Source organism: Phascolarctobacterium sp. (genome assembly GCF_030531065.1).
Lineage (GTDB): Bacteria > Bacillota > Negativicutes > Acidaminococcales > Acidaminococcaceae > Phascolarctobacterium_A.
In genome coordinates, this window is sequence record NZ_JAUNOQ010000014.1 from 36,289 (window position 1) to 58,534 (window position 22,246).

A 22,246-nucleotide genomic window follows, 5' to 3' on the forward strand; every position below is an offset into this window, starting at 1 on the left:
TCAACCTCCTATAACGCGCACAGCGCAATTAAGCACATTATCCAGCCAGGGAATGGCCTCAAAGCCTGCGCCCACTGCGCAGGTAGCCAGCAGCAGCAGCGCCAGCACGGCAATATCCATGGAGCCCAGCAGCTCTCCTAAGGGCTTGCGTCTGGCGCTGTCGCCCAGCATACGCATCCCGTGGTACAAAATGCCGATCAGTACGCCTGCCAGCAGCACGATGAGCAGGCTTCCGGCCAGCCAATGGCCCTCGCGGAACAAAGCCGCCATAATATAAAATTTACTGAAAAACAAGCCCATGGGCGGCAGTCCCAAAATACCCAGCATACCGGTCAGCCAAAAGGTCGCCGTATAGGGCACGTCCTTAATCATACCGTGAATACGCATCATATTGCGCGTCTGATATTCCTGGATAACAGTACCTGCAATATAGAACAGCACGAATTTAATCATAGCGTGGCTGTACATATGCAGCATGACAGCCTTTAAGGAAAAGGCAGAAAACGCGCCGATGCCAGCTACCATAATGCCGATATTTTCCATAGAAGAATAAGCCAGCAGACGCTTAATATCGCGCTGCACCACCACGAAGGGCACGGCCACCGCCACCGTCAGCACGGCAAAGAACAACAGCATGCCGCTCATCATGGCGCTGCCCGCCGTGGGCAGCAGAATCACCAGATTACGCAGCAGCACATAAATGGCGCAACTGCACAGCGCGCCGCTGAGCATGCCGCTGGTCAGCGACGGCGCTTCGGCGTAGGCGTCGGGCAGCCAGGTGTGCATGGGAGCCATACCCGCCTTGGTCCCGTAGCCGATAACGATAAATAGCAGCGCCAGCCGCGTCATGGCCGGGTCCAGCGCGGAAGCGTTTTGATACAGGTACAGCCAGCTCAAAGCCTTTTCCGAGCCTAAGGCGTCCAGCTGCGCGTAGTACAGCACCAGCGTGCCCAGCAGCGCTAAGCAAATGCCTACGGTGCAGACCATAATATATTTCCAGGTAGCCTCCAAGGCGGCGCGGGTAAATTTAAAGGAAATCAAAAGCGCTGAAATCAGGGTAGTGGCTTCAATAGCGACCCACATAAGGCCCAGATTTTTCACCAGCAGCACGATGAACATCGTCCAGCAAAAGAGCTGCATCAATGCAAAATAACGTCCCGTCTGCAACTGCTCGCCCTTCAATACGCCGCAACGCTCCTCCCGCGTCAGATAGGAACGTGCCATCCAGCTGGCGGCTACATACAGCGTCGTAATAATGAGCAGCACCCAGCAGCTCAGGGCGTCGATATAAAAATAATCGTCCGCATAAGGCTGGGAAGGATTAAAATTGGCTGCCAAAAGCAGCACCGTCACGCCCACGGCAGTAGCCGTCAGACGGTGCAGCCAATGCAGCGTTTGGTTGGCAAAGCGCCCGGCCAGGGCAAGCACAGCGCACAAAGGCGGCAGGCATAACAAAGGCAAAATATATTCCAGCATGCTCCACCTAACCTTTCAGCTTGTCCAGCACGTTTGTATCCGTCGTTTTAAAAGACAGACGCAGGCGCGAGGTCAAAATAACCAAAATAACCACGGCGATTAAAACGTCCAGGAAAATACCCAGCTCGATAATCAAAGGCAGACCCTCCGTCATAATCAGGCCCAGCAGATAAATACCGTTTTCCATAGTAATCAGACCGATCATCTGCATAATAGCGCGGCTGCGCATAACAATCAGCGTCAGCCCCGTCATAATCATAAACATGGAGGCCGCCATAATATCGCGTCCCGCAGCCATGGGCAGCAGGCCGTCGATAACCATGTAGCCCAGCGCCAGGCTGCAGGCCGCCACCGCCGTAGAATAATTGACGTTGATATCGCTGACGATTTCCCGCTCGTCCCGCAGCTGGTGTACTACTTTAAGAATAGCATAGGGAATGAACACCACCTTGACGGCAATGGTCAAAAGTCCCGGCAGCCAGCCGTGCAGACCGCCGCCATGGCTCAACCCCACCGCCAGGCAGGCCGCCGCAATCAGCGCCGACTGTACGCTGAGGCACAGGGTAGCGCGGCGCAGCTCCATAAATCTCGTCTGCAAAAAGACGATAAATATTAAACTTACTACTAAATATTCCATCGTCCGCCTCCCTACTGCGCCACTACTGCCAGAAGCAGCATCAAACCGGCAGCCGCCAGATATACGCGCACCTTAAACAGGCGCATTTTATTATTCAAGGTTTCCACCACGCCCACCATAACGGCGCTGAACAGCACCTTGAGCGCCACGGGCAAATCCAGCGGCAGGTAAAGCATGGAAAAGATTACCAGAAAAATAAGTAATTTCAACTGGCTGGCCCAATGAATGAGCGCCAGCAAACGACCGGAATATTCCAGCGTCATACATTCGTGAATCATAGTCAGCTCCAGGTGCGTGTCCGGGTTATCCACGGGAATGCGGCTGTTTTCGGCCAACAGTACCAGGAAAAAGGCAATGCAGGTCAAAACCCCAGCCACCGTCAGATTAACCTGGTCAAAGCTCAGGCTCATGCCGCTTAACGAAGTACTGCCGGTGTGCAGCACATTGGACAGAATAGCCAGCATGATAACCGGCTCCACAAAGGCCGCCACGTAAACCTCACGACTGCCGCCCATGCCGCCGAAGGCCGTCGCCGCGTCCATGGAAGACACAGTCATAAAAAAACGCCCCAAAGCGAACAGATAAACAAAAACGAAAACGTCGCCAAAGCCCGCCTGTCCGCCGAAGAAATTGGGCAGCATGCAGGCAGCCGCCAGCGTCGTAGCAAAATAAACGCAGGGAGCCAGACGGAAAACAACGCTGGTATAAGGAGTCAGGATAGTCTGCTTGCTCCACCATTTCCTGATATCGTAATATTCCTGCAAAACGCTGGAACCGATGCGGTTCTGCAGCAGCGCCTTGACCTTTTTGACAATACCGCTGACTAAAGGCGCAGCCAGCAAAAGCAACAGGGCCTGCGCCAGGCAGAGGGCTAAGCTTTCCAATTGCGAAGAAATGTCGATCATTTATACAACGCCCCCCAAATCAAAACGATAACCATAGCCGCCATAACGTAGGAAACGTACAGGCGCACGCTGCCCTGCTGCAAACGGCGCAGGAAGGCCGACACGCGGACGAAATGCTTCTGCAAGGGCTGATATAATTTTTCCGTAATCATATCGGGAATTTCCAGCTTGTAGGACAGCTGACGGCCAAAATAAGCGTGGTCCTTGCGCATATAGGACACCTGACGCTTAGGCTTGAGCAGATAGTCAAAGGCCCGACGTACCGGCTTACTGAAACCTGTAGCCGAATACTGCTGCCGCTCCGTAGGATAAGTACCGCAGTTCCAGGTGACGCTTTGACGCTGGCACACGCCTGCCGTCGCTAAATACAGCGCGCCGCCGACAACAGTCAGCAAAAGCAGCAGCAGCGCAGGATTAAAGACCGCCTGAGCGCCGCTGCCGGCCCAGGCCAGCCCCCAGCCCTGCAGAGCGTAATCGGTCGGCAGCTGTAAAGCCGCGCACACAGCCTGCAGCACGGGCAAGGGATAAACGCCGCAGGCCAGCACCAGCAGGCTGGATAGGCCCATGGCAGTCAGCATAAAGCCGTCGGCCTCATGGGCATGCTCCGTCAGCTGGCTGCGGGCACGTCCCAAAAAAGTAATGCCAAAGAAGCGCACAAAGCAGCCCAGAGCCAGCGCTCCCGTGAAGCCTAATAAAATAAAGCACAGAGCCGACCACAGGCGAATATTCTGAGCCGAATTGCTGCCGGCCAGCGTGATAAAGCTCTGCAGCACCAGCCATTCGCCCACAAAGCCGTTGGTCAGAGGCGCAGCCGCCAGAGCCAGGCAACCGATAAACGAAAACAGCGCAGTATAGGGCATGCTCCGCGCCAGCCCGCCAAACAGCTCCAGATTCTTACTGCCCGTGCCGTGCATGATACTGCCTGCGCTCATAAACATCAGCACCTTCATAACGCTGTGGTTAAAGGCATGCGCCAGCGCCGCCACAAAGCCCAGCATATACCAATGTCCGCCCGCTGTAACCTTGAGCAGCATACCGCAGCCGAAGGCCGCAAAAATAACGCCCATATTTTCCACAGAAGAATAAGCCAGCACCCGCTTAATATCGGTTTCCATCTGCGCGTACAGCACGCCCAGAAACGCCGAAAGCACGCCGGTAACCATAACAATGACGCACCACCAGTAGTTCCACGTCGGCAAAAAGCTGAACACGAAGCGTCCGAAGCCGTATAAAGCAATTTTCAGCATGACGCCGCTCATAAGCGCCGATACATGGCTGGGCGCGGCAGGATGAGCCTTGGGCAGCCACACATGCAGCGGCACTAAACCGGCCTTCAGCGCAAAGCCAACGAAAGCGCAACCAAAAACTGCGTGCTGCCAGACGCCCTGCAAATTATTGCGCGCCATATCCGCAAAGCTGAAGGAATTGCTGGCCGAGCCTGTCAGCAAAAAGGCGATCATAATAAAGGCCGTGCCGACCGAAGTCATTACCAGATATTGGTAAGCCGCGTCGCGGGTGCTGCGCTGCTCCGACTCATGGTTGACCAGCATAAAGGACGCCACGGCCATAATTTCCCAAAAGAGTAAAAAGCTAAAGCCGTCGCCTGCCAGCAGCACCAAAACCATGGACAGCAGGAATAAATTCCACATGCCGCCTAAAACCCGCAGACGGTTCCCCTCATAGCTCCGGGCATAGCCCATGGCATATAAACTGGCAATAACTCCGGCAATACCCGTCAGCAGCAGAAAAATCGCGCTCCAGCCGTCGCAGGCCAGGGAATATGCCCCCCATACCAAGGGATGCAGCTTCTGCCCCATGAGCTGCGCCGCCGCGCCGTAAGCAGCCGCCGCACTGCCAGCCAGCGCCAGGCCGTTAGCCAGCCAGTGAGCCGCTTTCTGCCAGCCGTGGGGAAACAGCATGGTCAGCACACCGGCTGCCAAGCAGGCTGCAGCTATCAAAAACATTTCCATCTTCTCACCTACACTCTCATGAATTTTTACATTTTATTCACAACTTCACATTTTTGCCATTTAAAAATTATAGCATATTTACCGGTAAGAAGAAATAGCTTTTACGCCGCCTGCCAAAAATTTATTCCTAAGCAATGGCGATTTGCCCTGAAATGCGTTAGCGCTCTATACGCCGTCCGGAAGTTCCCCTGCGCCGTATACCTTGAGCATCAGTCCGGCACGCACTCTGCCAGCGCTCCCCTCGCCCTGCAGCCGCAGCTCGTCCACAGCCGTCCCCTGCCGTTCCAGCTGCCGCAGCCAGCGCAGTACGGCGTAATAATCTCCCTCTGCCTGCACCTGCAAGCGGTGCAGCTTGTTTTGCCGCTGAACGCCGTCAGCAGCGTTTACCGCCGCAGAAGCGCTTATTTCCAGCAGCTGTACGCCGCTATCAACAGCCAATCGCTGTACGGCATTTTGCACGGCGTTGATATCGCCTGCAGCCTGCAGCCTGCTCTTTAATGCGGCCAGCTCTGCCGCCTGTCTGGCAATCCCTGCCTCGTAACCGTCCTGATCGGCAGCCAGGGACTTTAAGCGTTCCAGCTCCTGCCGCTGCTGCTCCGTCTCTCGCTGCAAAGCCGCATACTCTGCCAGACCCGGCTCGACGGCCTGCTGCCAAAGCCCCAGCAAAAGCCCCAGGGAAAGCAGGTAGGCTAACGGCCAGCGGATGCTCCATAATTGCTGCGCATACTTCATAAGCCACTCTCCTTCAATTGCAAAGCAAAGCTGACGCCGCCCTCCTCCTGCCGGGAGCGCAGTAGCTCCACCTCCCCATAGGCCTGCTGCTGCCGCCAGCGCTGTATAAGCTGCTGCACCTCGGTTAATCCGGCAGCCCGGCCTTCCACCTGCCAGTGTCCCTGACCGGCGCTGCCCTGTACGCTTTGCAACCAGCAGCCGGGCTCCAGCTGCCGCCCCAGCTGTTCCAGCCTGCCGCTGACCTGCAGCGTGGGGCGCTTTTCTGTCTGCTCCAGCCTGCGCAAGCGCTCCAGCTCCCTATTCAACTTTTCGCTGTAGGCATAGCGCTGCCGCCATTGACCGTATTCCTGAAGCTGCCTGCGCCCATCCTGTACGCTTCGCTGCGCCAGATAGCAACCGCCGCGCACCCCAGCATACAGCAGCAAGGTCAGCGCCGCGCAGCCTAAAGCCGCCGCGCGCCAATAAGGAGATTGCGCAAGCTGCTTGCCAAAAACAAGGCCTTCTGCCCGCAGCAAATTTTCCTCCGGCCAGACCGCTCCCGCAAACCACTCCTGTTGCGCTGTTTCCACCTCCCTGCCTGCCAAAACAGCCCGCAAACGCAGCTGCAAGGATTCCGTCAGCTGCCGCCAGCCCTGCGCCGCCGCCAGCTCCATAGCCCACAGCTGCACCTGCATATCCGCCTCCCGTCTTTCCTCCACGGCAAAAGCCGCAGTATAAGCGCCCGCCGCCCAGGGAGCCAGCTGCCCTGCCTCCCAGCGCACCGCCTTACGCAAGGCTTTGGCTTCCAGGATGGGCAGCGTCAGCCTTTCTCCGTACACCTGCTCCGCGCCTAAAAGTAGCAACGCATCTAATCCCGCCCCCGCTTTGGCTTCCAGTAAAATTGTACGCAGCAGCTCGCCAGCTTCTTCAATAATATTCCGGCCTGCGCTCATCTCTAAAGTGCGTTCCTGCCGCCACAGGCAGCAATCCGGCTGCCAGCAGCTCGCCCGCAAAATATTTTCCCGCAGCTCGATAAGCAAAAGCTGCCGCTGCCGCCTCTGCCTGCGCCGCCAGCATCGTTGGTAATCCTGTAATGTTTTCATCAACTACATCCTCCTGCAAATCAAAATAACGACCAGTACCAGGCGACAAGCTGCGCACCTTGAAGATGGCACACCAAGCCTGCCGCGCATAAAAAGGGGCCAAAGGGCAGCGCCTGCTTCCCCTGCGCCAGTCCGCAGGCTAAAAGCACGAGTCCAACCACAGCCCCGCCTGCAAAAGCCAGCAGCAGGCAGGCCAAGCCCCGCTCCCACCCCAGCCAGCAGCCTAAAACTGCCGCTAGCTTAACGTCACCTTCGCCCATGCCGCCCCGGCTGAGCAAATACAGCAGCAACATAACAGCGCCCAGCGCCAGTAGCCCGCAGCCCGCCTCCCGCCACGAACCTATGACACAGGTTCGCAGCAAACCTAACGCTAACAGATACGCGTTCACGCTGTCGTACAGCAACAGCTCCCGCATATCCGTCCAGCAATGACGCGCCAGCCCCACCGCCAACGCCAACGTAAAAAACAACTCCATAAGCAGCCTCCTTTCCGCGTTAAAACAAAAGGCTCCTGTATTACAAAGTCACTGCAATACAGGAGCCTTAAAGCTCTTTACTACTTATTCAGTTGTTGGCAATAGTATACACTGTCAGGCGCAGCCTGTCAAGCGTCTTACCAGTTCAGGTCTTCTGCTTCCTGACGGCCTTTGCCGGTCAATGCGTCCAGCATAATGCGCTGTTCGATTTGAGCAGCCAGCTTCTTGGTAAATTTAACGGTATCAGGATTTACAGACATACTGTCAATGCCGCTCTTAATGAGGAACTCGCAGAATTCAGGATATACGCTGGGAGCCTGACCGCAGATGGAAACGGTCTTGCCATCCTTGTGAGCCACTTCGATAAGGTGACGGATAGCGCGGCGTACAGCCAGATTACGTTCGTCATAAATATGGGATACGGTATCGTTATCACGGTCGCAGCCCAGAACCAGCATGGTCAAATCGTTGGAGCCGATGGAATAGCCGTCGACAAATTTATTGAACTGGTCGGCCAGAATGATGTTGGAGGGAATCTCAGCCATCAGCCAAACCTTGAAGTCCTTGCCGCGGGACAGGCCGCAATCAGCCATAATCTTAACAACCTTTTCGCATTCCTCTACATTGCGGCAGAACGGAATCATCACGTTCAGGTTCTTCAGGCCGAACTCCTCGCGCACCTTGCGTACAGCCAGGCATTCCAGCTTAAAGGCTTCGATATATTTAGGATCATAATAGCGGGAAGCGCCGCGCCACCCCAACAAAGCAGAAGGCTCGTAAGGCTCAAATTCGTCGCCGCCCTTCAAATCGCGGTATTCGCTGGATTTGAAATCGGAGAAACGCAAAGTAACCGGTCTGGGAGCCATAGCCTGGCAAACCTGACGGATGCCTTCAGCCAGCTGGTCCACAACCTTTTCCGGATGACCAATTTTAATGAGATACAGAGGATGCTCGTGGATATAGGTGGTCCAGATAAATTCCTCGCGCATCAGGCCGATGCCGTCACAGGGCAGAGCGCTGTATTTTTCAGCCAGCTCAGGGTCGCCCAGATTCATGTAAATCTTCGTGCCTGTCGGCGGGAAATATTCTGCAGCGGCAACTATCTGCTGAGCGGCGGGATGTTCAGCCTTGGGCTCCTCGATAATGCCTTCATAAACAACACCGTGAGTAGCGTCGATGGTTACGTCGATGCCGTCGGGAATAGTAGTCGTAGCAGCCTCGCCACGGCTCTTGGTGCCAACGATGCAGGGAATGCCCAGCTCGCGGCTGACGATGGAAGCGTGGCAGGTCATACCGCCGCTGTCGGTTACGATGGCCTTCGCCTTCTTCATAGCCGGAACCCAGTCGGGAGCGGTCATTTCCGTTACCAGAATTTCGCCCTCTTTAAATTCGTCGATGCGGGACGGGTCAAGAATAACGTGTACGCGGCCTGCAACATTACCGGGGCTGGCAGGCAAGCCCTTAACAATAACCTTACGATCGGTAGTCACTTTCTTCTCCTCTTTCGGTGCGCCATTTTCTTTATTGCGACGGCTCCATACGGTTTCCGGGCGGGCCTGCAGAATGTAAACCTTGTTGTCGCGTTCGTCAACGCCCCATTCCATATCCATATAGCAGCCGTAGTGCGCTTCGATTTTCTTAGCGCAGGCGGCCAGCTCTTCGATTTGAGCGTCGGTCAGCTTCTGCTCGTTCTGCTCGTCCAAAGGCACGCTGACCTCCTCGCAGTCGCCGTCAGCCTTGCGCACCAGCTTAATATCCTGGGCGTTGACATTCTTTTCGATAATCTTGCCGGTAGCCTTTTCAATAGTATAGTTATCAGGAGTTACCGTGCCCTGCACTACATATTCGCCCAAGCCCCAGGCGCCTTCGATAAGAATATTCTTGTCGTCGCCGGTAGCTACGTTCACGGTAAACATAACGCCGGCAGCTTTGGAGAACACCATCATCTGCACTGCGGCGGACAGGGCCACGTCCAGATGGTCAAAGCCCTGCTTTTCACGGTAGTAAACAGCGCGGTCGGTAAAGCAGGAAGCGTAGCATTCCTTAACCTTGGCTACGATAGTAGCCGCGCCCTTAACATTCAAATAGGTATCCTGCTGGCCGGCAAAGCTGGCGTCCGGCAGATCCTCAGCGGTAGCGCTGCTGCGCACGGCAACGAAGGGATCGGCTTGACCAACCTTTCTGCCCAGCTCCTCGTAAGCTTCGGCAATCAAATCCTGCAAATCCTGAGGCATTTCCTTGTCTAGAATAGCCTGGCGAATTTTAGCGCAGACCTCGCGCAGCTGCGCGCTGTTGTCCACGTCCAAACCGGCAATCAGATTTTTGATTTCCTCATACAAGCCGGTTTTTTCAAAGAAATATCTGTAAGCGCAGGCAGTCGTTGCAAAGCCATAGGGTACAGGTACGTCGACATGGGACGTCAATTCGCCTAAAGATGAGGACTTGCCGCCGGCAATCGCTACGTCTTTTCTTTCCAACTGGTCAAACCACAGCAGAAACGCTTTTTCTTTCTCCATCATTTTTACTCCTTTGCGATATACTATACTGTTTATTGGAATATCACCTTAATATAGTGTATACTATATCACATTCACACAGCATATTCAAGTATGTTCGCAGAAATTTTTCATATTTTTTAAAGCGCTCCGCCATTGGTACTGATAGACAGCAAGAACGGTAAAAAACGCAGCCGGCACCGCCTTTCCCCTTTGCAGGCGCGTCAAAGCGTGCTAAAATAACAATAAACTAATACCACGTCAGGAGGATTACCCATGCTTACATATTACAGACAGCCCGCATCCCTGCCCTTGTGGCGGCTGGACGACGGCCACGGCGATTATAACCGCAGCTATGAACGCAGCGACGACGATTTCGATTACGCCGACTATTCCACCGACCATAGGGATAACAACTTCCGCAATTATGAAAAGAAGCGCCGCAAGACCAATAAGGAAATTATCGAGGATCTGTTGAAGCGCTGGGATTGATAAGGGGATAGCAATGCTAAGGCAAATCGGACCCATTAAAAGGCGAATTATCAGGATTTAACTTTTAAACAAACAGACAAAAGGAGGACGGCGCAAGCCGTCCTGTTTTGCTTTCATTTTCATTTTTTACCGGTTTCCATACATCTTTTCATAATACTTTTGATATTCGCCGCTGATAATATCCTGCCACCACTTCTTATTATCCAAATACCACTGGATTGTTTTCTTAATGCCGTCGGCAAATTTCGTTTCCGGCAGCCATCCCAATTCGTTGTGTATTTTCGTCGGGTCGATGGCGTAGCGCATATCGTGTCCCTTGCGGTCGGTTACGTGAGTAATCAAGCTTTCCGGCTTGCCCAGCTCTTTGCAGATGAGCTTCACGATATCGATATTGCGCATCTCGTTATGCCCGCCGATATTGTACACCTCGCCTACTCTGCCCTTATGGATAATCAAATCTATAGCCTTGCAGTGATCCTCCACATACAGCCAATCGCGCACGTTCAAGCCTTCGCCGTACACAGGCAGCGGTTTGTCTGCCAATGCGTTGGCAATCATCAAAGGAATCAGCTTTTCCGGAAAATGATACGGCCCGTAGTTGTTGGAACAACGGGAAATAGTTACAGGTAGGCCATACGTACGGTGATAAGCCATAACCAGCAGATCAGATCCGGCTTTAGAAGAAGAATAAGGGCTGCTGGTGTGAATAGGCGTTTCTTCCGTAAAGAATAAATCAGGCCTATCCAACGGCAAATCGCCGTACACTTCATCCGTCGATACCTGATGATAACGGGTAATGCCGTATTTACGGCAAGCGTCCATCAGCGTCGCCGTACCCATGATATTAGTCTGCAAAAATACGCTAGGGTCTTCAATAGAACGATCCACATGGCTTTCTGCAGCAAAGTTTACGACAATATCAGGATGCTCCTCCTCAAATAACTGGTATACAGCCTCGCGGTCGCAAATATCAGCTTTCACAAAGCGAAAATTAGGCTTATCCATTACGCTGGCCAACGTAGATAAATTACCTGCGTAGGTCAGCTTGTCCAAGCAAACAAAGCGGTAATCAGGATACTTAGCCAGCATATGAAAAATAAAATTAGAACCAATAAATCCGGCACCGCCGGTAATGATGATAGTCATTATATAAACCTCTTTTCATAGAAATATTATTTACTTTTACCGAAAATATAACCTAATGCTACCGAAACTATAGGTATTAATATTTTCCATATCTCCGCATTTATATTTCCACGTCTACAAACATACCCAAATATTAAATCTATACCACAAATTACTAACGCAAATAAACATATAAGAAAAGCTGTATTAAAAGCTGCATTTTTTATATTAGCACCTATTACTTTGCCAATCCAGCCACTATCTTTTTCTTTTTGTTGAATCGAATTATGACTTGATAAAACCTCACCTTTTTGATCCTCATTTAAATGATCGAATGTTGATGTTGATAACCCTCCAACCTTATCCTTCGCATTATTAGAACTATCACAATCCGTTAAAACATGTTTAGTATCTATGTTAGCAGTATTTTCTTTAATACCTTCGCATTTATTACTACTACTATCGTTCACTACAACTTCAATAGCTCTTTCTCCAACATTTCCTAACTTAGCATTATCAACTATTTTATATGCTTCATGAGATGTATCTTGTTTCATAATCATTCACCATCACAGTACATACATCTTGATTCTTCTAGATTTTTAATCCATTGATCGAATTTAGTTTTAACTATATCTGCTGTATAATATTCTTCATCTTCATTTACATGCTTTTGAAACCAATCTCTAGGACTTTCTTGAGAATTAATATTTTCTAAAGACTTAATAAAATTATCATAACTAAGCCTACTAAATGCTAGAGTTTTATTTTTATCTTTTATGGCGTAATCAGATAATCTAACAGCAATGTTTTTTGTCCCTTTAATCCAAACATTCACTTTCAATCGCTTATCTATATCTGTTACTCTAAATACGCAATCTTGCAGCGTCGCCATCCCAATACCAATTTTAATTTTAAGCAAGCCATGATCATTTAATATTTTATTAAACAGTTTTACAAACGTATTTATTATAAATGTTTTATTTGCTACATAATATGTATCTTCCTGATAAGGGGTAAAATATATTGCATAAAAATACGATCCCTGCAAACCATATTCTATAAGCAACTTAGATGAAGCAAATATCCTTAAAATCTCCGAAGAAAAACTTCGCATTACTTTATAATATTCTTGTAACTCTCTGTTTTTATAAAAATTTATTATATTGCTAATATTCACTGAGATACAACTAACCCAACCACTATATAAACAATCTTCACTAAATTCATCTTCACTTCCTATATTATGTTTTTCTTTATAACCACTTTGATGTTCAATTATTTCATTAATCCGTTCAAATGCTCTTTCATAGTCATATTCAGCCATATAATCATCTCCTTATAAATTTATCTTGTACAGTATAATTTAATTATATTATTTAACAGCAAGATATTATATCTTCATTTTCCCTTCCAAAAAAGCTTGATAATCATCACAAATTCGCTTTACATTATCACCAAAAACAATCTGCTTCCCCTATACAGACATAATATCTTACTATATATGCTACACACTTGCGCCAAAAATATAAAACAAAAATTTAGGTCAACGAAGATCTAGCAGATTTATTCTTGTTTGGGTGCAGAATGAGCTTAAGTTTCTCATTAAAGGATATTACTAAAATTGCTACAACTGTCGCTTACAGAATAAAGTCTGGAATCAATATCCTTATTCTTATTCTTTTTTTATATACGATAATCCTCTCTTTATAAATTCTTGTATATCTGTTTTTCTTATATGTTTAGCATGTACTTCTGGTTCAAACTTTAAATCATCAATCTTTATTTCTCTTATGTCATTAATATGAGTTCCTATAGTAAAAAATCTTATAGGCTTATTAAACTTCAATGCATTAACTATTTCAAATAGAACCCCATCTGATATACGACCATACACCCATAATTCATCACATTTGATAACCATTTGATTATTTGCTTGACGAACAAGATTTCTTTCTACCCTATCATCCAAAAAATATCCAAAACTTCTATATGGATTTATAGGTATTGCATTATTTTTGAAAACATGCTCACAAATAATGTTCTTTGCATAAAAACTTGTCTTAGAATGAGCCGTAAAAACTATTATCATTGATTCAATTGGACTTGTTTTCACACCCAAATCTTCAATTATTTGTTTGAAATCCTCATCCTTTTTTATTTTTAGAGCTACATAAGCACCACTTACAAAAGCAGCTACAAGACCTCTAAAAAGTGCCGTTCCGTCACCTACAACATATACTCCTGGAGCTATTTGTAAATTAGTATCAGGAATCGGATATTTACCATATTTTTCAATTTCTGGTCCATATACTAAACCTACTGCATCACTAGTTAAAAGTACATTTAAATATTTACGAATTTCATTATCCAATGGAAGCCCTAAAAATTTTTTACCACTACGATATTCAGTTAAATCAATTTTATTAGGGTTTAAAGTTTTATATACATCTACACCGTTACGATATAAAATTGATTTTACATTAGAACTCTTAACCACAATACCTATATTAGTTTTCGAATAACCAACGACAGTTTCTCCATTATAAGTAATATGTTTATCATCATAAAAAGATTCTACTACTCTACCCTGCCAACAAGTGCAGAATGTGCGAACATCAGTATTATCATCTATATTAGTTATATTTTTCAAATCTTCCTTTTTGTCTTTATAAGTAAAATACCTGTTCTCACACTCTACGCGTACACCAACCTCACAATATTTTCGATATCTTATATTTTCTATATCTCTTAACATGTTACTAGAAGATCGTTTTCCCGAAGCAATTATTACATTAAGTCCTTGATATTCAATGCTGTCCTCGCATTCTACCTTAAAGCCACTTTCAACTCTTCTTATATTTAATACTTTCGAACCTAAACGCACTTTATTGGAATCCAGGATTACTTTATGAAAATAATCCAATATTTTATAACGTTCATCGTCACCTATACGAATATGCTTGTAATGCTTTTCACCATCCATTCTTTCACGATTAGAACACTGAACTATCCAATCACAGTTCCAAGGCAAAACATCTATGTTCAAAGAACTTAATAACTCGTAAAAATTATTATACGCATTCTCTAAAAGACGGCTATCCCTAACAGTCCAAAGTTTTGAAGCTGCTGGCGGATAAGAAAACTTACCATCAGAAAATAGCCCTGCGCCACCAAATCCATAACTTACGTCGTAAGGACGAGATGATTTCCTTTCTAGATAATCACTTCCTTGCTCTATAACTATATAGCTTAGGTTATTTTTACCTAATATGTATCCTGCCATTAAACCAGCAGGACCAGCACCTATTATTATTGCATCATACATAATAAATATACCACCTATCTACCTATTTCCTATGGTAAACAATAAAGCTAAAACTGCAACCATAATTGCTAGTGATGTAAGATAAAGTTGTTGCATTTTGTTATTTTCCTTACGTAACCCTTCGACATCCTTTTTTAGTTCATTAATTGCACCATTCATAATATTTCGTGGCAAGTACGACACCATTGAGTATTCATACGCGTGGCTTCCTCTATAACCGTCAGTAGGCTCGATCAATTTATTGAACTCTAACGTGGAGAAAGGCATCCCGCGCTTTAGATAAACCGTTTTGTTGGAAGTGTTAAACAACAAACAAAATAACTTACCATTAAATCCAGGATCTACTTGTGTACTATTGGATAAAATAATTCCTTCAAAGAATAAATTTACCACTAAATCAAATCTGCCTATTACGTCTCTAGGAAAAGAAATTATTTCTTTGCTTGAAGCAATTATATAATCATATGGCTCTATAGGAATAAATGGTTGACTATTATCAAGCGTTTGTACCTTCCCCTCATAATAATACTCGTCTCCTAAAGTTAAGTCATAAGATGCGTAGCTAATATTCCTATAGTTACAATTTCTAACAAGCATTCCGCATTTTATCATTTTTTCAATCATATCACGAGATAGAACCCCGCCAGTATTTCTATAATGCCAAAGCTTTTGTATTAATTCACATGTATCTTCAAGATTATTGTATATAAGTCTATAGGTACACTTATTATATGAACGACAATCAATAGCTGTAATGGTTTTTTCATTATCAATTCTAATAACCATAAATTTATAAAGTTCATTGATATAAAGGAGGCTATCAAAAAATGAATCCGGCATAATTATTATAGCTACATTACCTGATAAATGCTGTCTTCTTACATCCGCCATGTCAAAAATAAATCTACAGCTATCTTTTTGTAATTTTATTTCAGAAGAAAAAGAATAATATATCAAAGATGATGAAGGTATACTTTCAATATAATCTATTAACATACTATTAAGTATAAAATCAGTCCTAGCCTTAATACGAACAAAAGTATAATCATCTGTACTTCTTGAAATTAGTTTATCAGCAATATTCTTACAAGTTTCAAGATCATAACCTATTAAAATAATACCATAGTAATTCATCATTTAAACCTCAAACAGCTGATACCATACTACCAAAATCATCTTTCTTACTTCATTTATAAGTATAATAAGACTAAAGCATAATAAAAGATATAACAGAAGCTTCAAAATAAAATCAATTATGCTAATTAAAAAAGTCTTAATATTTTTCTTGATTTCATACCATTTTATCTTAAATTTATATTTAAAATCCCTACCCATAGAACACTTCACCTTAACGCATACGAAATAGCATTTCTATCATCATTTAGAATAAATATCACTTATGCATTTTAAATTATTCGTTCGGTTCTAATATAATATTGTTCTAAAATGTATCTCCTTACAGCATCTCGCCAATCTGGCAACGGCTTAAAGCCACTTTCTGTCAATTTACTCTTATCCAGTCTACTGTTAAAAGGCCTCTTAGCTTTACTTAATACATACTCTTCTGTCGTTACTGGAATAAGTTCCGTATTATATCCCGCTTGTTTAAAAATCTCACAAGCAAAATCATACCAAGAAATATATCCGCCCTCATTCGTAGCATGGTAGTAACCGTACTTTTCTGTTTCTATCATATCTACTAACAGCCTTGCTAAATCAAAGGTATAAGTAGGCGTACCTACCTGATCATTTACCACACGCAAAGTATCATATTTCTTCCCTATATTAAGCATAGTCTTGATAAAGTTATTGCCATTCAAGCCAAATACCCAAGCTATACGAACAATAAAATATTTAGATAAAATACCTGCTACAGCCAATTCACCTTGCAGCTTACTCTTACCATAAATATTTAACGGCGCATAATCCTTGCAATCCGACTGCCAGGGTTCAGTACCTTCTCCATCAAAAACATAATCCGTACTAATATACATCATTTTACAGTCAAGCTTTTTGCAAGCTTCTGCAATATATTTAGTACCGTCAACATTGATAGCAAATACTTTAGCTTGATTTGCCCTATCCTCTGCTGCATCTACAGCAGTCCATGCGGCACAATGAATTACCGTATCTGGAGCGAGTTTAGTAAGCGCCATTTCAACTGCACTCTTATCCGTAATATCCAACTGCACATATTCATAAGGCAACCCAATTTTTTTCTGTGGCAATATATCGCTACCAATGCATTTATGCCTTCTTTGAGCCAGCTCGTTCATCACGTCATATCCCAGTTGGCCGCCCACGCCTGTTACTAAAACTTTCATTATATCTCCTAAGACAAATCAATAACCCTACTTAGAATAATTATATACATATCTGTACTTTATCTTTCCTGTATATATAGCTAATAACTTCTCAAATGTTCTTTTTGAAGAAATATTATCAGCTTCTGCCCAATCATATTGATTCGTTGTAGAAAATTCCCATCTTTTTTGAGAGGCAAAATACATACGTAAAATAACGCTTAAATTCCTTCCACGATAATCACTATCTACTATTATACGCCCAGCTTTAGTTGTAAAATAATAAACACCTATCAATTTTTCATAAATGTATAAACCAACAACATTACCTTTTTTTACTTGTTCATCCCAATCATCATCTTCTATAGAAAATCCGTTATACTTCCCCATATTATCAGCTATCAATTCTTCAACATACTTTTTATCATCAATAGCTACACTTCTCATTACCATACCAACATTTGATAATTTTTTACTATATTTTTCTAAATATCTAACAGATAATTTATGTAAATACCCATAAAACAATCTTACTTGCTCATATTTTTGCTGACAAACAAAGCCACTAGCCAATAACAAATTATGAAAAAAAATAATATGAGTATCATTTTTTTGTTGTTCATAAATATCACAACAAACATCCTTATCCATTATTGGCAATCTCTGTACAAGATTTGTAAGCCCGCAAAAATACAGTCTATAAAAATCCCCTTGGTCTATAAGAATAAACAAAGCACCATCAACGACTTCACACTTTACTTTTCCTTCATATATATATTTAGAAATAATATTTTTATTAACAAAAAAGTTTGTAGAGCCCCTTGTCTTCTTGTTAACAACATAGTCAGTATAAAGTTTTTCATATTCACTCAAAATATTTATTGTTCTCAACACTTGTTATTCCTTCTTCTTATTATATCCGTAATACCTATTTAAAATAAATGATTCTCCATGACCTGGATATACCAACAAATCAGAAGACAAAGAATTTATATAAGGAAGTGTAATTTCTTTAAATGCTTTAGGATCACCACCTGGAAATTTAGCAGCTGGTACATTTTCATCTAAAAGTATATCTCCGGAAAACAAAATTTCCATATTCAAAAATATAAAATTTCCACCCTCACTATGCCCCGGAATTTGCTTCAAGTACAATTCATTCCCTTGCCATTGAAAGCAAATACTTTCATCAAATATTTCATCAGCACAACATACATAGTCATTTTCAAAAAAGAAATTCGGCTTTTTTAAACCTCCCTGAAATTCATAATATGCTTCAAAATATTTCGAGAAATTTTTAGTTGGCTTTTGACAATTACAATTACATTTACTATTTGCTAAAAGCTTACATCCAAAATATCTTTTAAATTGATTCACTCCACTTATATGATCATAATGTTCGTGCGTAACAAGCATTAAATCAATGATTTTATTTTGCATCAATCGTTCTACTTCTTCATCATAATAAGGGTCAATTACTAGACAATGCCCTCCTTTCTCTAAAATATACATATTTTGATTAAGAAGAGGGGTAGTATATGTCCATATTTTCATATTTCACTATTTCCTTGATAAATATTTTGCAATAATTTTTTATCTATTTTCCCATTAGCATTATGAGGCATTATCTCTAACACAAAAATCTTATTAGGCATCATATACTTAGGTAACTTATCCCTAACTCTTAATAGAATTACTTTTGAATTTAAATTTTCTCCAGTGCAATAAAGTACTATTAATTGCTTTATTTGATCATAAATACAGGCACATTCATAAACGCCTTCTACAGAACTTACTGCAATTTCTATCTCGCCCAATTCTATCCTATATCCTTGATGCTTAATCTGAAAATCCTTTCTAGTAATGTAAACTAACTCACCTCTATCATTATATTTAACTAAATCACCAGTTTTATATATAATTTCAGGATAATGAGTATTTAAAGGATTTTGCACAAAGACTTCCTTGGTTTTTTCAGGATTATCATAATAACCATAAGCAAGGAATGAACCTCGTACACATAACTCTCCTTCCTCATTTTCACCAGCCAAAGTGCCATCATCTTTTAAAACAAATACGTCACAATTACTGCACGCAGAACCAATAGGAATAGGTTCATCATCGTTAAAATCTCTATCCACAACATAATAGGTTGCTATATCCGTAGTTTCAGTTGGTCCAAATAAGTTAGCATACAATACATTTTTAGATAAATGCTTTCGCCAATAGTTTAACTGTTTTGTAGGCATAGCTTCGCCAGCAAAAAGGACTGTAATTAAATATGAAAGTTCATGATTATCCAATGCTTTGAAGTTAGCTATCATATTCATAGCAGAAGGAACCCAATATATGGTATTTATCCTTTCGCTATTCATAAATTCTATTAGTTTAACAGGAAAAGAAAAAAGTTGTTTAGGAATTACTACTAATTTAGCACCAGTATAGATAGTAGAAAACATAGTTGATACAGACATACTAAAATAAAATGGAGTCTGGCTACCGAAAATTGTTTTATCTGTTATGTTAAAAGTCTTTGCGTACCATTGTGCATATTTGATGACGCTTAAATGACTTAGAACTGTTCCTTTTGGCGTACCAGTAGAACCAGAAGTAAACAATGCATATATCGGATCAGTATCAATCATTTTTTTACGTATAGACGTCAGCTTAACTTCATTCACACTTGTTTTGACAACTTCTTGATACATATGTACATCAATATCCATACCCAGCCTAGCTGCCTGATTCGCACATTTTTCATCTACTATGACAGCTAAGGGATTTAATGTAAAAAAAATATTTTTTATGCGTTCTATAGGCATCAATGCGTCAATAACAACATAAAAATTTCCACTATAAACAACGCCTATCATTGCTTCCCAAGCCTCTGCTGTATTATCCATGAAAACGGCGATAGGATTACGCATAGCATTGTATTGGCATAAAAAACTACCAATAGCCTGAGCGTTTTTTTGAAAGTCAGAAAAAGTAATTTCTTTAAACGCATCCTTGCAGATTATATTATCAGCATATTTTAAAGTAGTATTCTCTAAACAATCCAAAATGGTAATCATTTTTATCTCCCATCAACTAAATTCTTATGTAGTAATCACATTGTAGACTTAATTACAAACTGATTCATAGACTTCTCAGTAGCCTCAATACCAACCATTCGATATACTTTCCATGAAGAAATATTATTTACTGCAATCCATCCTCCAATACCTTTGCTGCGCATATATTCAATTTTAGCAGTCTCATCTTTAGGAATATTATCATAAAATTCCTTAAACAAATACAATACTAAAATAGGAGCATATATATTACCTTGGCTATCTCGTCTAGAACCATAAGCTCCTCCACTTATGCGCGATTTGATAGCAATAGCATATATTTTTTCTGTTTCATCTGTTATACAGTATAAATTTCCTGCATCAGCCTGAGCTTTACGTTCTTTTAATGTGAATTTTTTTTGTACAAATTTATCAATAATACTACGATAAACTTTTTCAAACTCATACAGTTGACTATATTTAGGAATACTAATTTTTTTACCTTCCATAGCTAAAGCTTTTTCCATAACAGCTAATTTTTTATAAAATTTTTCTGGAGGAAGCGAAGGTCTATCCATAATTGATCTGTAGGTATTGCAAAAAGTAAATCCCATATTCTCTAAAAGACTCTCAAAATTTATCTGTTCAGACGTTTTCCTACCTTCATAATACACATTTTCAACCAATATGTCTTTATCTAAAACTGGTAAAGAACAATTTTCGGATAAATCTACAAAGAAAACCGTATGATAATATCCTCCTTCATCATCCGCCAATACAAGCCCCTGAGCTGTTCTGATTTTATAAAAACTCTTTAAAGCAATCAATCTCTTGATTTCAGAAGGCAGCATATAACAGTTAGAAAATATCTTATGTGGATAATTTTTCTTTATATTTTTTATAAGCATTGTATATTGTTCATAGGATTCAATTGGTATTAATACACCCTTTTTAACTAGCTGTCTATGCTTATACCATCGCTTAATTTTATTAAAAACTTCTAGCATCTCATACTCCTTTAGAAGCATTAATAAGTCTCATCATACTCTCAACACTATCAAAATTTTCCGGAAGCATACTGTCAACAGGAATCTCTACAGAAAATTCATCCTCAATACTAGCTATAATAGTAACAATATCAAAGGAATCAATATATCCATCGGTAACTAACGTATTAACATTACGAAAATCGACATCTGGTCTAATATCTTCTAATAATGCATATAATTTTTCCATAATTATCTTTCTCCTTTTACTTATTCCATGTAAGCCAAAATATCCTTTACGCTTTTCATCGCTTTAATTTGAGCTCCGCTTACCGTCTTCTCAAAATTTTCATCTAACATAACTATCAACGATAAGGCAGCTATAGAATCCCATTCTTCTACATCGCTGAGCAACGTTTCCGGGGTTAAGCTCCCTTCCTCTACGTCCAATACTTCTTCAATCAGCGCCATTTTTTCTTTTAATTCCATTTTCATACTCTCCTTTTACCTATTCCATATAAGCCAAAATATCTTTCACGCTTTTCATCGCTTTAATTTGAGCTCCGCTTACCGTCTTCTCAAAATTTTCATCTAACATAACTATCAACGATAAGGCAGCTATAGAATCCCATTCTTCTACATCGCTGAGCAACGTTTCCGGGGTTAAGCTCCCTTCCTCTACGTCCAATACTTCTTCAATCAGCGCCATTTTTTCTTTTAATTCCATTTTCATACTCTCCTTTTACCTATTCCATATAAGCCAAAATATCTTTCACGCTTTTCATCGCTTTAATTTGAGCTCCGCTTACCGTCTTCTCAAAATTTTCATCTAACATAACTATCAACGATAAGGCAGCTATAGAATCCCATTCTTCTACATCGCTGAGCAACGTTTCCGGGGTTAAGCTCCCTTCCTCTACGTCCAATACTTCTTCAATCAGCGCCATTTTTTCTTTTAATTCCATTTTCATACTCTCCTCGTATAATATATTCAGAAGCCAAAAGCAGCTTCCGTTAAATTAACATATTTGTGTAATCGGCTTAGTCAAGCCCATGATATAATTGACTCAGTGTCAATCAGGCATTAGTTCTTTCACTCCTTGTTGAACCGCTTAGGTTACTTCAATGTAAAGTCTGTTCCCCTGACATGGAAGTTAACTTCAAACCAGCTGGCTGTTTGCTTGAT

Annotated in this window: 23 protein-coding genes; 1 reads left to right on the forward strand and 22 read right to left on the reverse strand. The window is 43.0% G+C overall.

Going from position 1 to position 22,246, the window contains the following annotated elements; all coding sequences use genetic code 11:
- The 8 genes from Q4E64_RS09315 to ppsA form a co-directional block, all read right to left on the reverse strand.
- Positions 1–1,476, reverse strand: a complete 1,476-nt coding sequence (locus Q4E64_RS09315; RefSeq protein ID WP_303167607.1) for a proton-conducting transporter membrane subunit — start codon at positions 1,474–1,476, stop codon at positions 1–3.
- Positions 1,477–1,483: 7 nt separating this feature from the next.
- Positions 1,484–2,113: a hydrogenase gene (locus Q4E64_RS09320; RefSeq protein WP_303167608.1), complete on the reverse strand. Its 630-nt coding sequence runs from the start codon at positions 2,111–2,113 to the stop codon at positions 1,484–1,486.
- An 11-nt stretch (positions 2,114–2,124) separates the two neighbouring features.
- The gene (locus Q4E64_RS09325; RefSeq protein WP_303167609.1) at positions 2,125–3,018 is read right to left on the reverse strand and encodes a respiratory chain complex I subunit 1 family protein; all 894 of its coding nucleotides are present in this window, start codon (positions 3,016–3,018) and stop codon (positions 2,125–2,127) included.
- Positions 3,015–4,982 carry a proton-conducting transporter membrane subunit gene (locus Q4E64_RS09330; RefSeq protein WP_303167610.1) on the reverse strand — a complete coding sequence of 656 codons (1,968 nt, stop codon included), beginning with the start codon at positions 4,980–4,982 and terminating at the stop codon, positions 3,015–3,017. Before Q4E64_RS09330 ends, Q4E64_RS09325 begins: the two co-directional genes overlap by 4 nt.
- Before the next feature lie 171 nt (positions 4,983–5,153).
- Positions 5,154–5,720, reverse strand: a complete 567-nt coding sequence (locus Q4E64_RS09335) for a hypothetical protein (protein ID WP_303167611.1) — start codon at positions 5,718–5,720, stop codon at positions 5,154–5,156.
- Entirely contained in the window at positions 5,717–6,802 is a 1,086-nt protein-coding gene (locus Q4E64_RS09340; protein ID WP_303167612.1) for a PilN domain-containing protein, read from the reverse strand. The genes Q4E64_RS09335 and Q4E64_RS09340 overlap by 4 nt, the downstream gene beginning before the upstream one ends.
- A 20-nt stretch (positions 6,803–6,822) precedes the next feature.
- On the reverse strand, positions 6,823–7,278 hold the full coding sequence (locus Q4E64_RS09345; protein WP_303167613.1) for an A24 family peptidase: 456 nt from the start codon (positions 7,276–7,278) through the stop codon (positions 6,823–6,825).
- 137 nt (positions 7,279–7,415) lie between these two features.
- Positions 7,416–9,794, reverse strand: a complete 2,379-nt coding sequence (ppsA, locus tag Q4E64_RS09350) for a phosphoenolpyruvate synthase (protein ID WP_368501564.1) — start codon at positions 9,792–9,794, stop codon at positions 7,416–7,418.
- A 255-nt stretch (positions 9,795–10,049) separates the two neighbouring features.
- On the opposite strand from ppsA, the gene Q4E64_RS09355 reads away from it, so the two are divergent.
- Positions 10,050–10,265: a hypothetical protein gene (locus Q4E64_RS09355; protein WP_303167615.1), complete on the forward strand. Its 216-nt coding sequence runs from the start codon at positions 10,050–10,052 to the stop codon at positions 10,263–10,265.
- A 126-nt stretch (positions 10,266–10,391) separates the two neighbouring features.
- Here the strand turns inward: Q4E64_RS09355 and rfbB are convergent, their stop codons facing one another.
- The 14 genes from rfbB to Q4E64_RS09425 form a co-directional block, all read right to left on the reverse strand.
- Complete coding sequence (gene rfbB, locus Q4E64_RS09360) at positions 10,392–11,411, reverse strand: dTDP-glucose 4,6-dehydratase (protein WP_368501562.1); 1,020 nt, start codon at positions 11,409–11,411, stop codon at positions 10,392–10,394.
- Positions 11,412–11,437: 26 nt separating this feature from the next.
- Positions 11,438–11,953 carry a hypothetical protein gene (locus tag Q4E64_RS09365; protein WP_303167616.1) on the reverse strand — a complete coding sequence of 172 codons (516 nt, stop codon included), beginning with the start codon at positions 11,951–11,953 and terminating at the stop codon, positions 11,438–11,440.
- Positions 11,950–12,717: a hypothetical protein gene (locus tag Q4E64_RS09370; protein ID WP_303167617.1), complete on the reverse strand. Its 768-nt coding sequence runs from the start codon at positions 12,715–12,717 to the stop codon at positions 11,950–11,952. Before Q4E64_RS09370 ends, Q4E64_RS09365 begins: the two co-directional genes overlap by 4 nt.
- Positions 12,718–13,065: 348 nt before the next feature.
- Entirely contained in the window at positions 13,066–14,718 is a 1,653-nt protein-coding gene (locus Q4E64_RS09375; protein WP_303167618.1) for a hypothetical protein, read from the reverse strand.
- 18 nt (positions 14,719–14,736) lie between these two features.
- Positions 14,737–15,855, reverse strand: coding sequence for a hypothetical protein (locus Q4E64_RS09380; protein WP_303167619.1), 1,119 nt, complete (start codon positions 15,853–15,855; stop codon positions 14,737–14,739).
- A gap of 269 nt (positions 15,856–16,124) precedes the next feature.
- Positions 16,125–17,042 carry a dTDP-4-dehydrorhamnose reductase gene (gene rfbD, locus Q4E64_RS09385; RefSeq protein WP_303167620.1) on the reverse strand — a complete coding sequence of 306 codons (918 nt, stop codon included), beginning with the start codon at positions 17,040–17,042 and terminating at the stop codon, positions 16,125–16,127.
- A 27-nt stretch (positions 17,043–17,069) separates the two neighbouring features.
- Entirely contained in the window at positions 17,070–17,894 is an 825-nt protein-coding gene (locus tag Q4E64_RS09390; protein WP_303167621.1) for a hypothetical protein, read from the reverse strand.
- A 24-nt stretch (positions 17,895–17,918) separates the two neighbouring features.
- A complete protein-coding gene (locus Q4E64_RS09395) occupies positions 17,919–18,575 on the reverse strand; it encodes an MBL fold metallo-hydrolase (protein ID WP_303167623.1) in 657 nt (218 codons plus the stop codon).
- Entirely contained in the window at positions 18,572–20,095 is a 1,524-nt protein-coding gene (locus tag Q4E64_RS09400) for an AMP-binding protein (protein ID WP_303167625.1), read from the reverse strand. Before Q4E64_RS09400 ends, Q4E64_RS09395 begins: the two co-directional genes overlap by 4 nt.
- A gap of 35 nt (positions 20,096–20,130) precedes the next feature.
- Positions 20,131–21,081: a hypothetical protein gene (locus Q4E64_RS09405; protein WP_303167626.1), complete on the reverse strand. Its 951-nt coding sequence runs from the start codon at positions 21,079–21,081 to the stop codon at positions 20,131–20,133.
- A gap of 1 nt (position 21,082) precedes the next feature.
- Entirely contained in the window at positions 21,083–21,310 is a 228-nt protein-coding gene (locus Q4E64_RS09410; RefSeq protein WP_303167627.1) for an acyl carrier protein, read from the reverse strand.
- 20 nt (positions 21,311–21,330) lie between these two features.
- Positions 21,331–21,549, reverse strand: coding sequence for an acyl carrier protein (locus tag Q4E64_RS09415; RefSeq protein ID WP_303167628.1), 219 nt, complete (start codon positions 21,547–21,549; stop codon positions 21,331–21,333).
- A 19-nt stretch (positions 21,550–21,568) separates the two neighbouring features.
- Positions 21,569–21,787 (reverse strand): acyl carrier protein, encoded by a 219-nt coding sequence (locus tag Q4E64_RS09420; protein WP_303167628.1) that lies wholly within the window; start codon positions 21,785–21,787, stop codon positions 21,569–21,571.
- A 19-nt stretch (positions 21,788–21,806) separates the two neighbouring features.
- Entirely contained in the window at positions 21,807–22,025 is a 219-nt protein-coding gene (locus tag Q4E64_RS09425; protein ID WP_303167628.1) for an acyl carrier protein, read from the reverse strand.
- Positions 22,026–22,246 lie beyond the last annotated feature (221 nt).

Bases quoted from the DNA above. Each gene is read 5' to 3' on its own strand.
- Q4E64_RS09315 (WP_303167607.1), bottom strand. From the start codon at position 1,476: ATGCTGGAATATATTTTGCCTTTGTTATGCCTGCCGCCTTTGTGCGCT.
- Q4E64_RS09320 (WP_303167608.1), bottom strand. From the start codon at position 2,113: ATGGAATATTTAGTAGTAAGTTTAATATTTATCGTCTTTTTGCAGACG.
- Q4E64_RS09325 (WP_303167609.1), bottom strand. From the start codon at position 3,018: ATGATCGACATTTCTTCGCAATTGGAAAGCTTAGCCCTCTGCCTGGCG.
- Q4E64_RS09330 (WP_303167610.1), bottom strand. From the start codon at position 4,982: ATGTTTTTGATAGCTGCAGCCTGCTTGGCAGCCGGTGTGCTGACCATG.
- Q4E64_RS09335 (WP_303167611.1), bottom strand. From the start codon at position 5,720: ATGAAGTATGCGCAGCAATTATGGAGCATCCGCTGGCCGTTAGCCTAC.
- Q4E64_RS09340 (WP_303167612.1), bottom strand. From the start codon at position 6,802: ATGAAAACATTACAGGATTACCAACGATGCTGGCGGCGCAGGCAGAGG.
- Q4E64_RS09345 (WP_303167613.1), bottom strand. From the start codon at position 7,278: ATGGAGTTGTTTTTTACGTTGGCGTTGGCGGTGGGGCTGGCGCGTCAT.
- ppsA (WP_368501564.1), bottom strand. From the start codon at position 9,794: ATGGAGAAAGAAAAAGCGTTTCTGCTGTGGTTTGACCAGTTGGAAAGA.
- Q4E64_RS09355 (WP_303167615.1), top strand. From the start codon at position 10,050: ATGCTTACATATTACAGACAGCCCGCATCCCTGCCCTTGTGGCGGCTG.
- rfbB (WP_368501562.1), bottom strand. From the start codon at position 11,411: ATGACTATCATCATTACCGGCGGTGCCGGATTTATTGGTTCTAATTTT.
- Q4E64_RS09365 (WP_303167616.1), bottom strand. From the start codon at position 11,953: ATGATTATGAAACAAGATACATCTCATGAAGCATATAAAATAGTTGAT.
- Q4E64_RS09370 (WP_303167617.1), bottom strand. From the start codon at position 12,717: ATGGCTGAATATGACTATGAAAGAGCATTTGAACGGATTAATGAAATA.
- Q4E64_RS09375 (WP_303167618.1), bottom strand. From the start codon at position 14,718: ATGTATGATGCAATAATAATAGGTGCTGGTCCTGCTGGTTTAATGGCA.
- Q4E64_RS09380 (WP_303167619.1), bottom strand. From the start codon at position 15,855: ATGATGAATTACTATGGTATTATTTTAATAGGTTATGATCTTGAAACT.
- rfbD (WP_303167620.1), bottom strand. From the start codon at position 17,042: ATGAAAGTTTTAGTAACAGGCGTGGGCGGCCAACTGGGATATGACGTG.
- Q4E64_RS09395 (WP_303167623.1), bottom strand. From the start codon at position 18,575: ATGAAAATATGGACATATACTACCCCTCTTCTTAATCAAAATATGTAT.
- Q4E64_RS09400 (WP_303167625.1), bottom strand. From the start codon at position 20,095: ATGATTACCATTTTGGATTGTTTAGAGAATACTACTTTAAAATATGCT.
- Q4E64_RS09405 (WP_303167626.1), bottom strand. From the start codon at position 21,081: ATGCTAGAAGTTTTTAATAAAATTAAGCGATGGTATAAGCATAGACAG.
- Q4E64_RS09410 (WP_303167627.1), bottom strand. From the start codon at position 21,310: ATGGAAAAATTATATGCATTATTAGAAGATATTAGACCAGATGTCGAT.
- Q4E64_RS09415 (WP_303167628.1), bottom strand. From the start codon at position 21,549: ATGGAATTAAAAGAAAAAATGGCGCTGATTGAAGAAGTATTGGACGTA.
- Q4E64_RS09420 (WP_303167628.1), bottom strand. From the start codon at position 21,787: ATGGAATTAAAAGAAAAAATGGCGCTGATTGAAGAAGTATTGGACGTA.
- Q4E64_RS09425 (WP_303167628.1), bottom strand. From the start codon at position 22,025: ATGGAATTAAAAGAAAAAATGGCGCTGATTGAAGAAGTATTGGACGTA.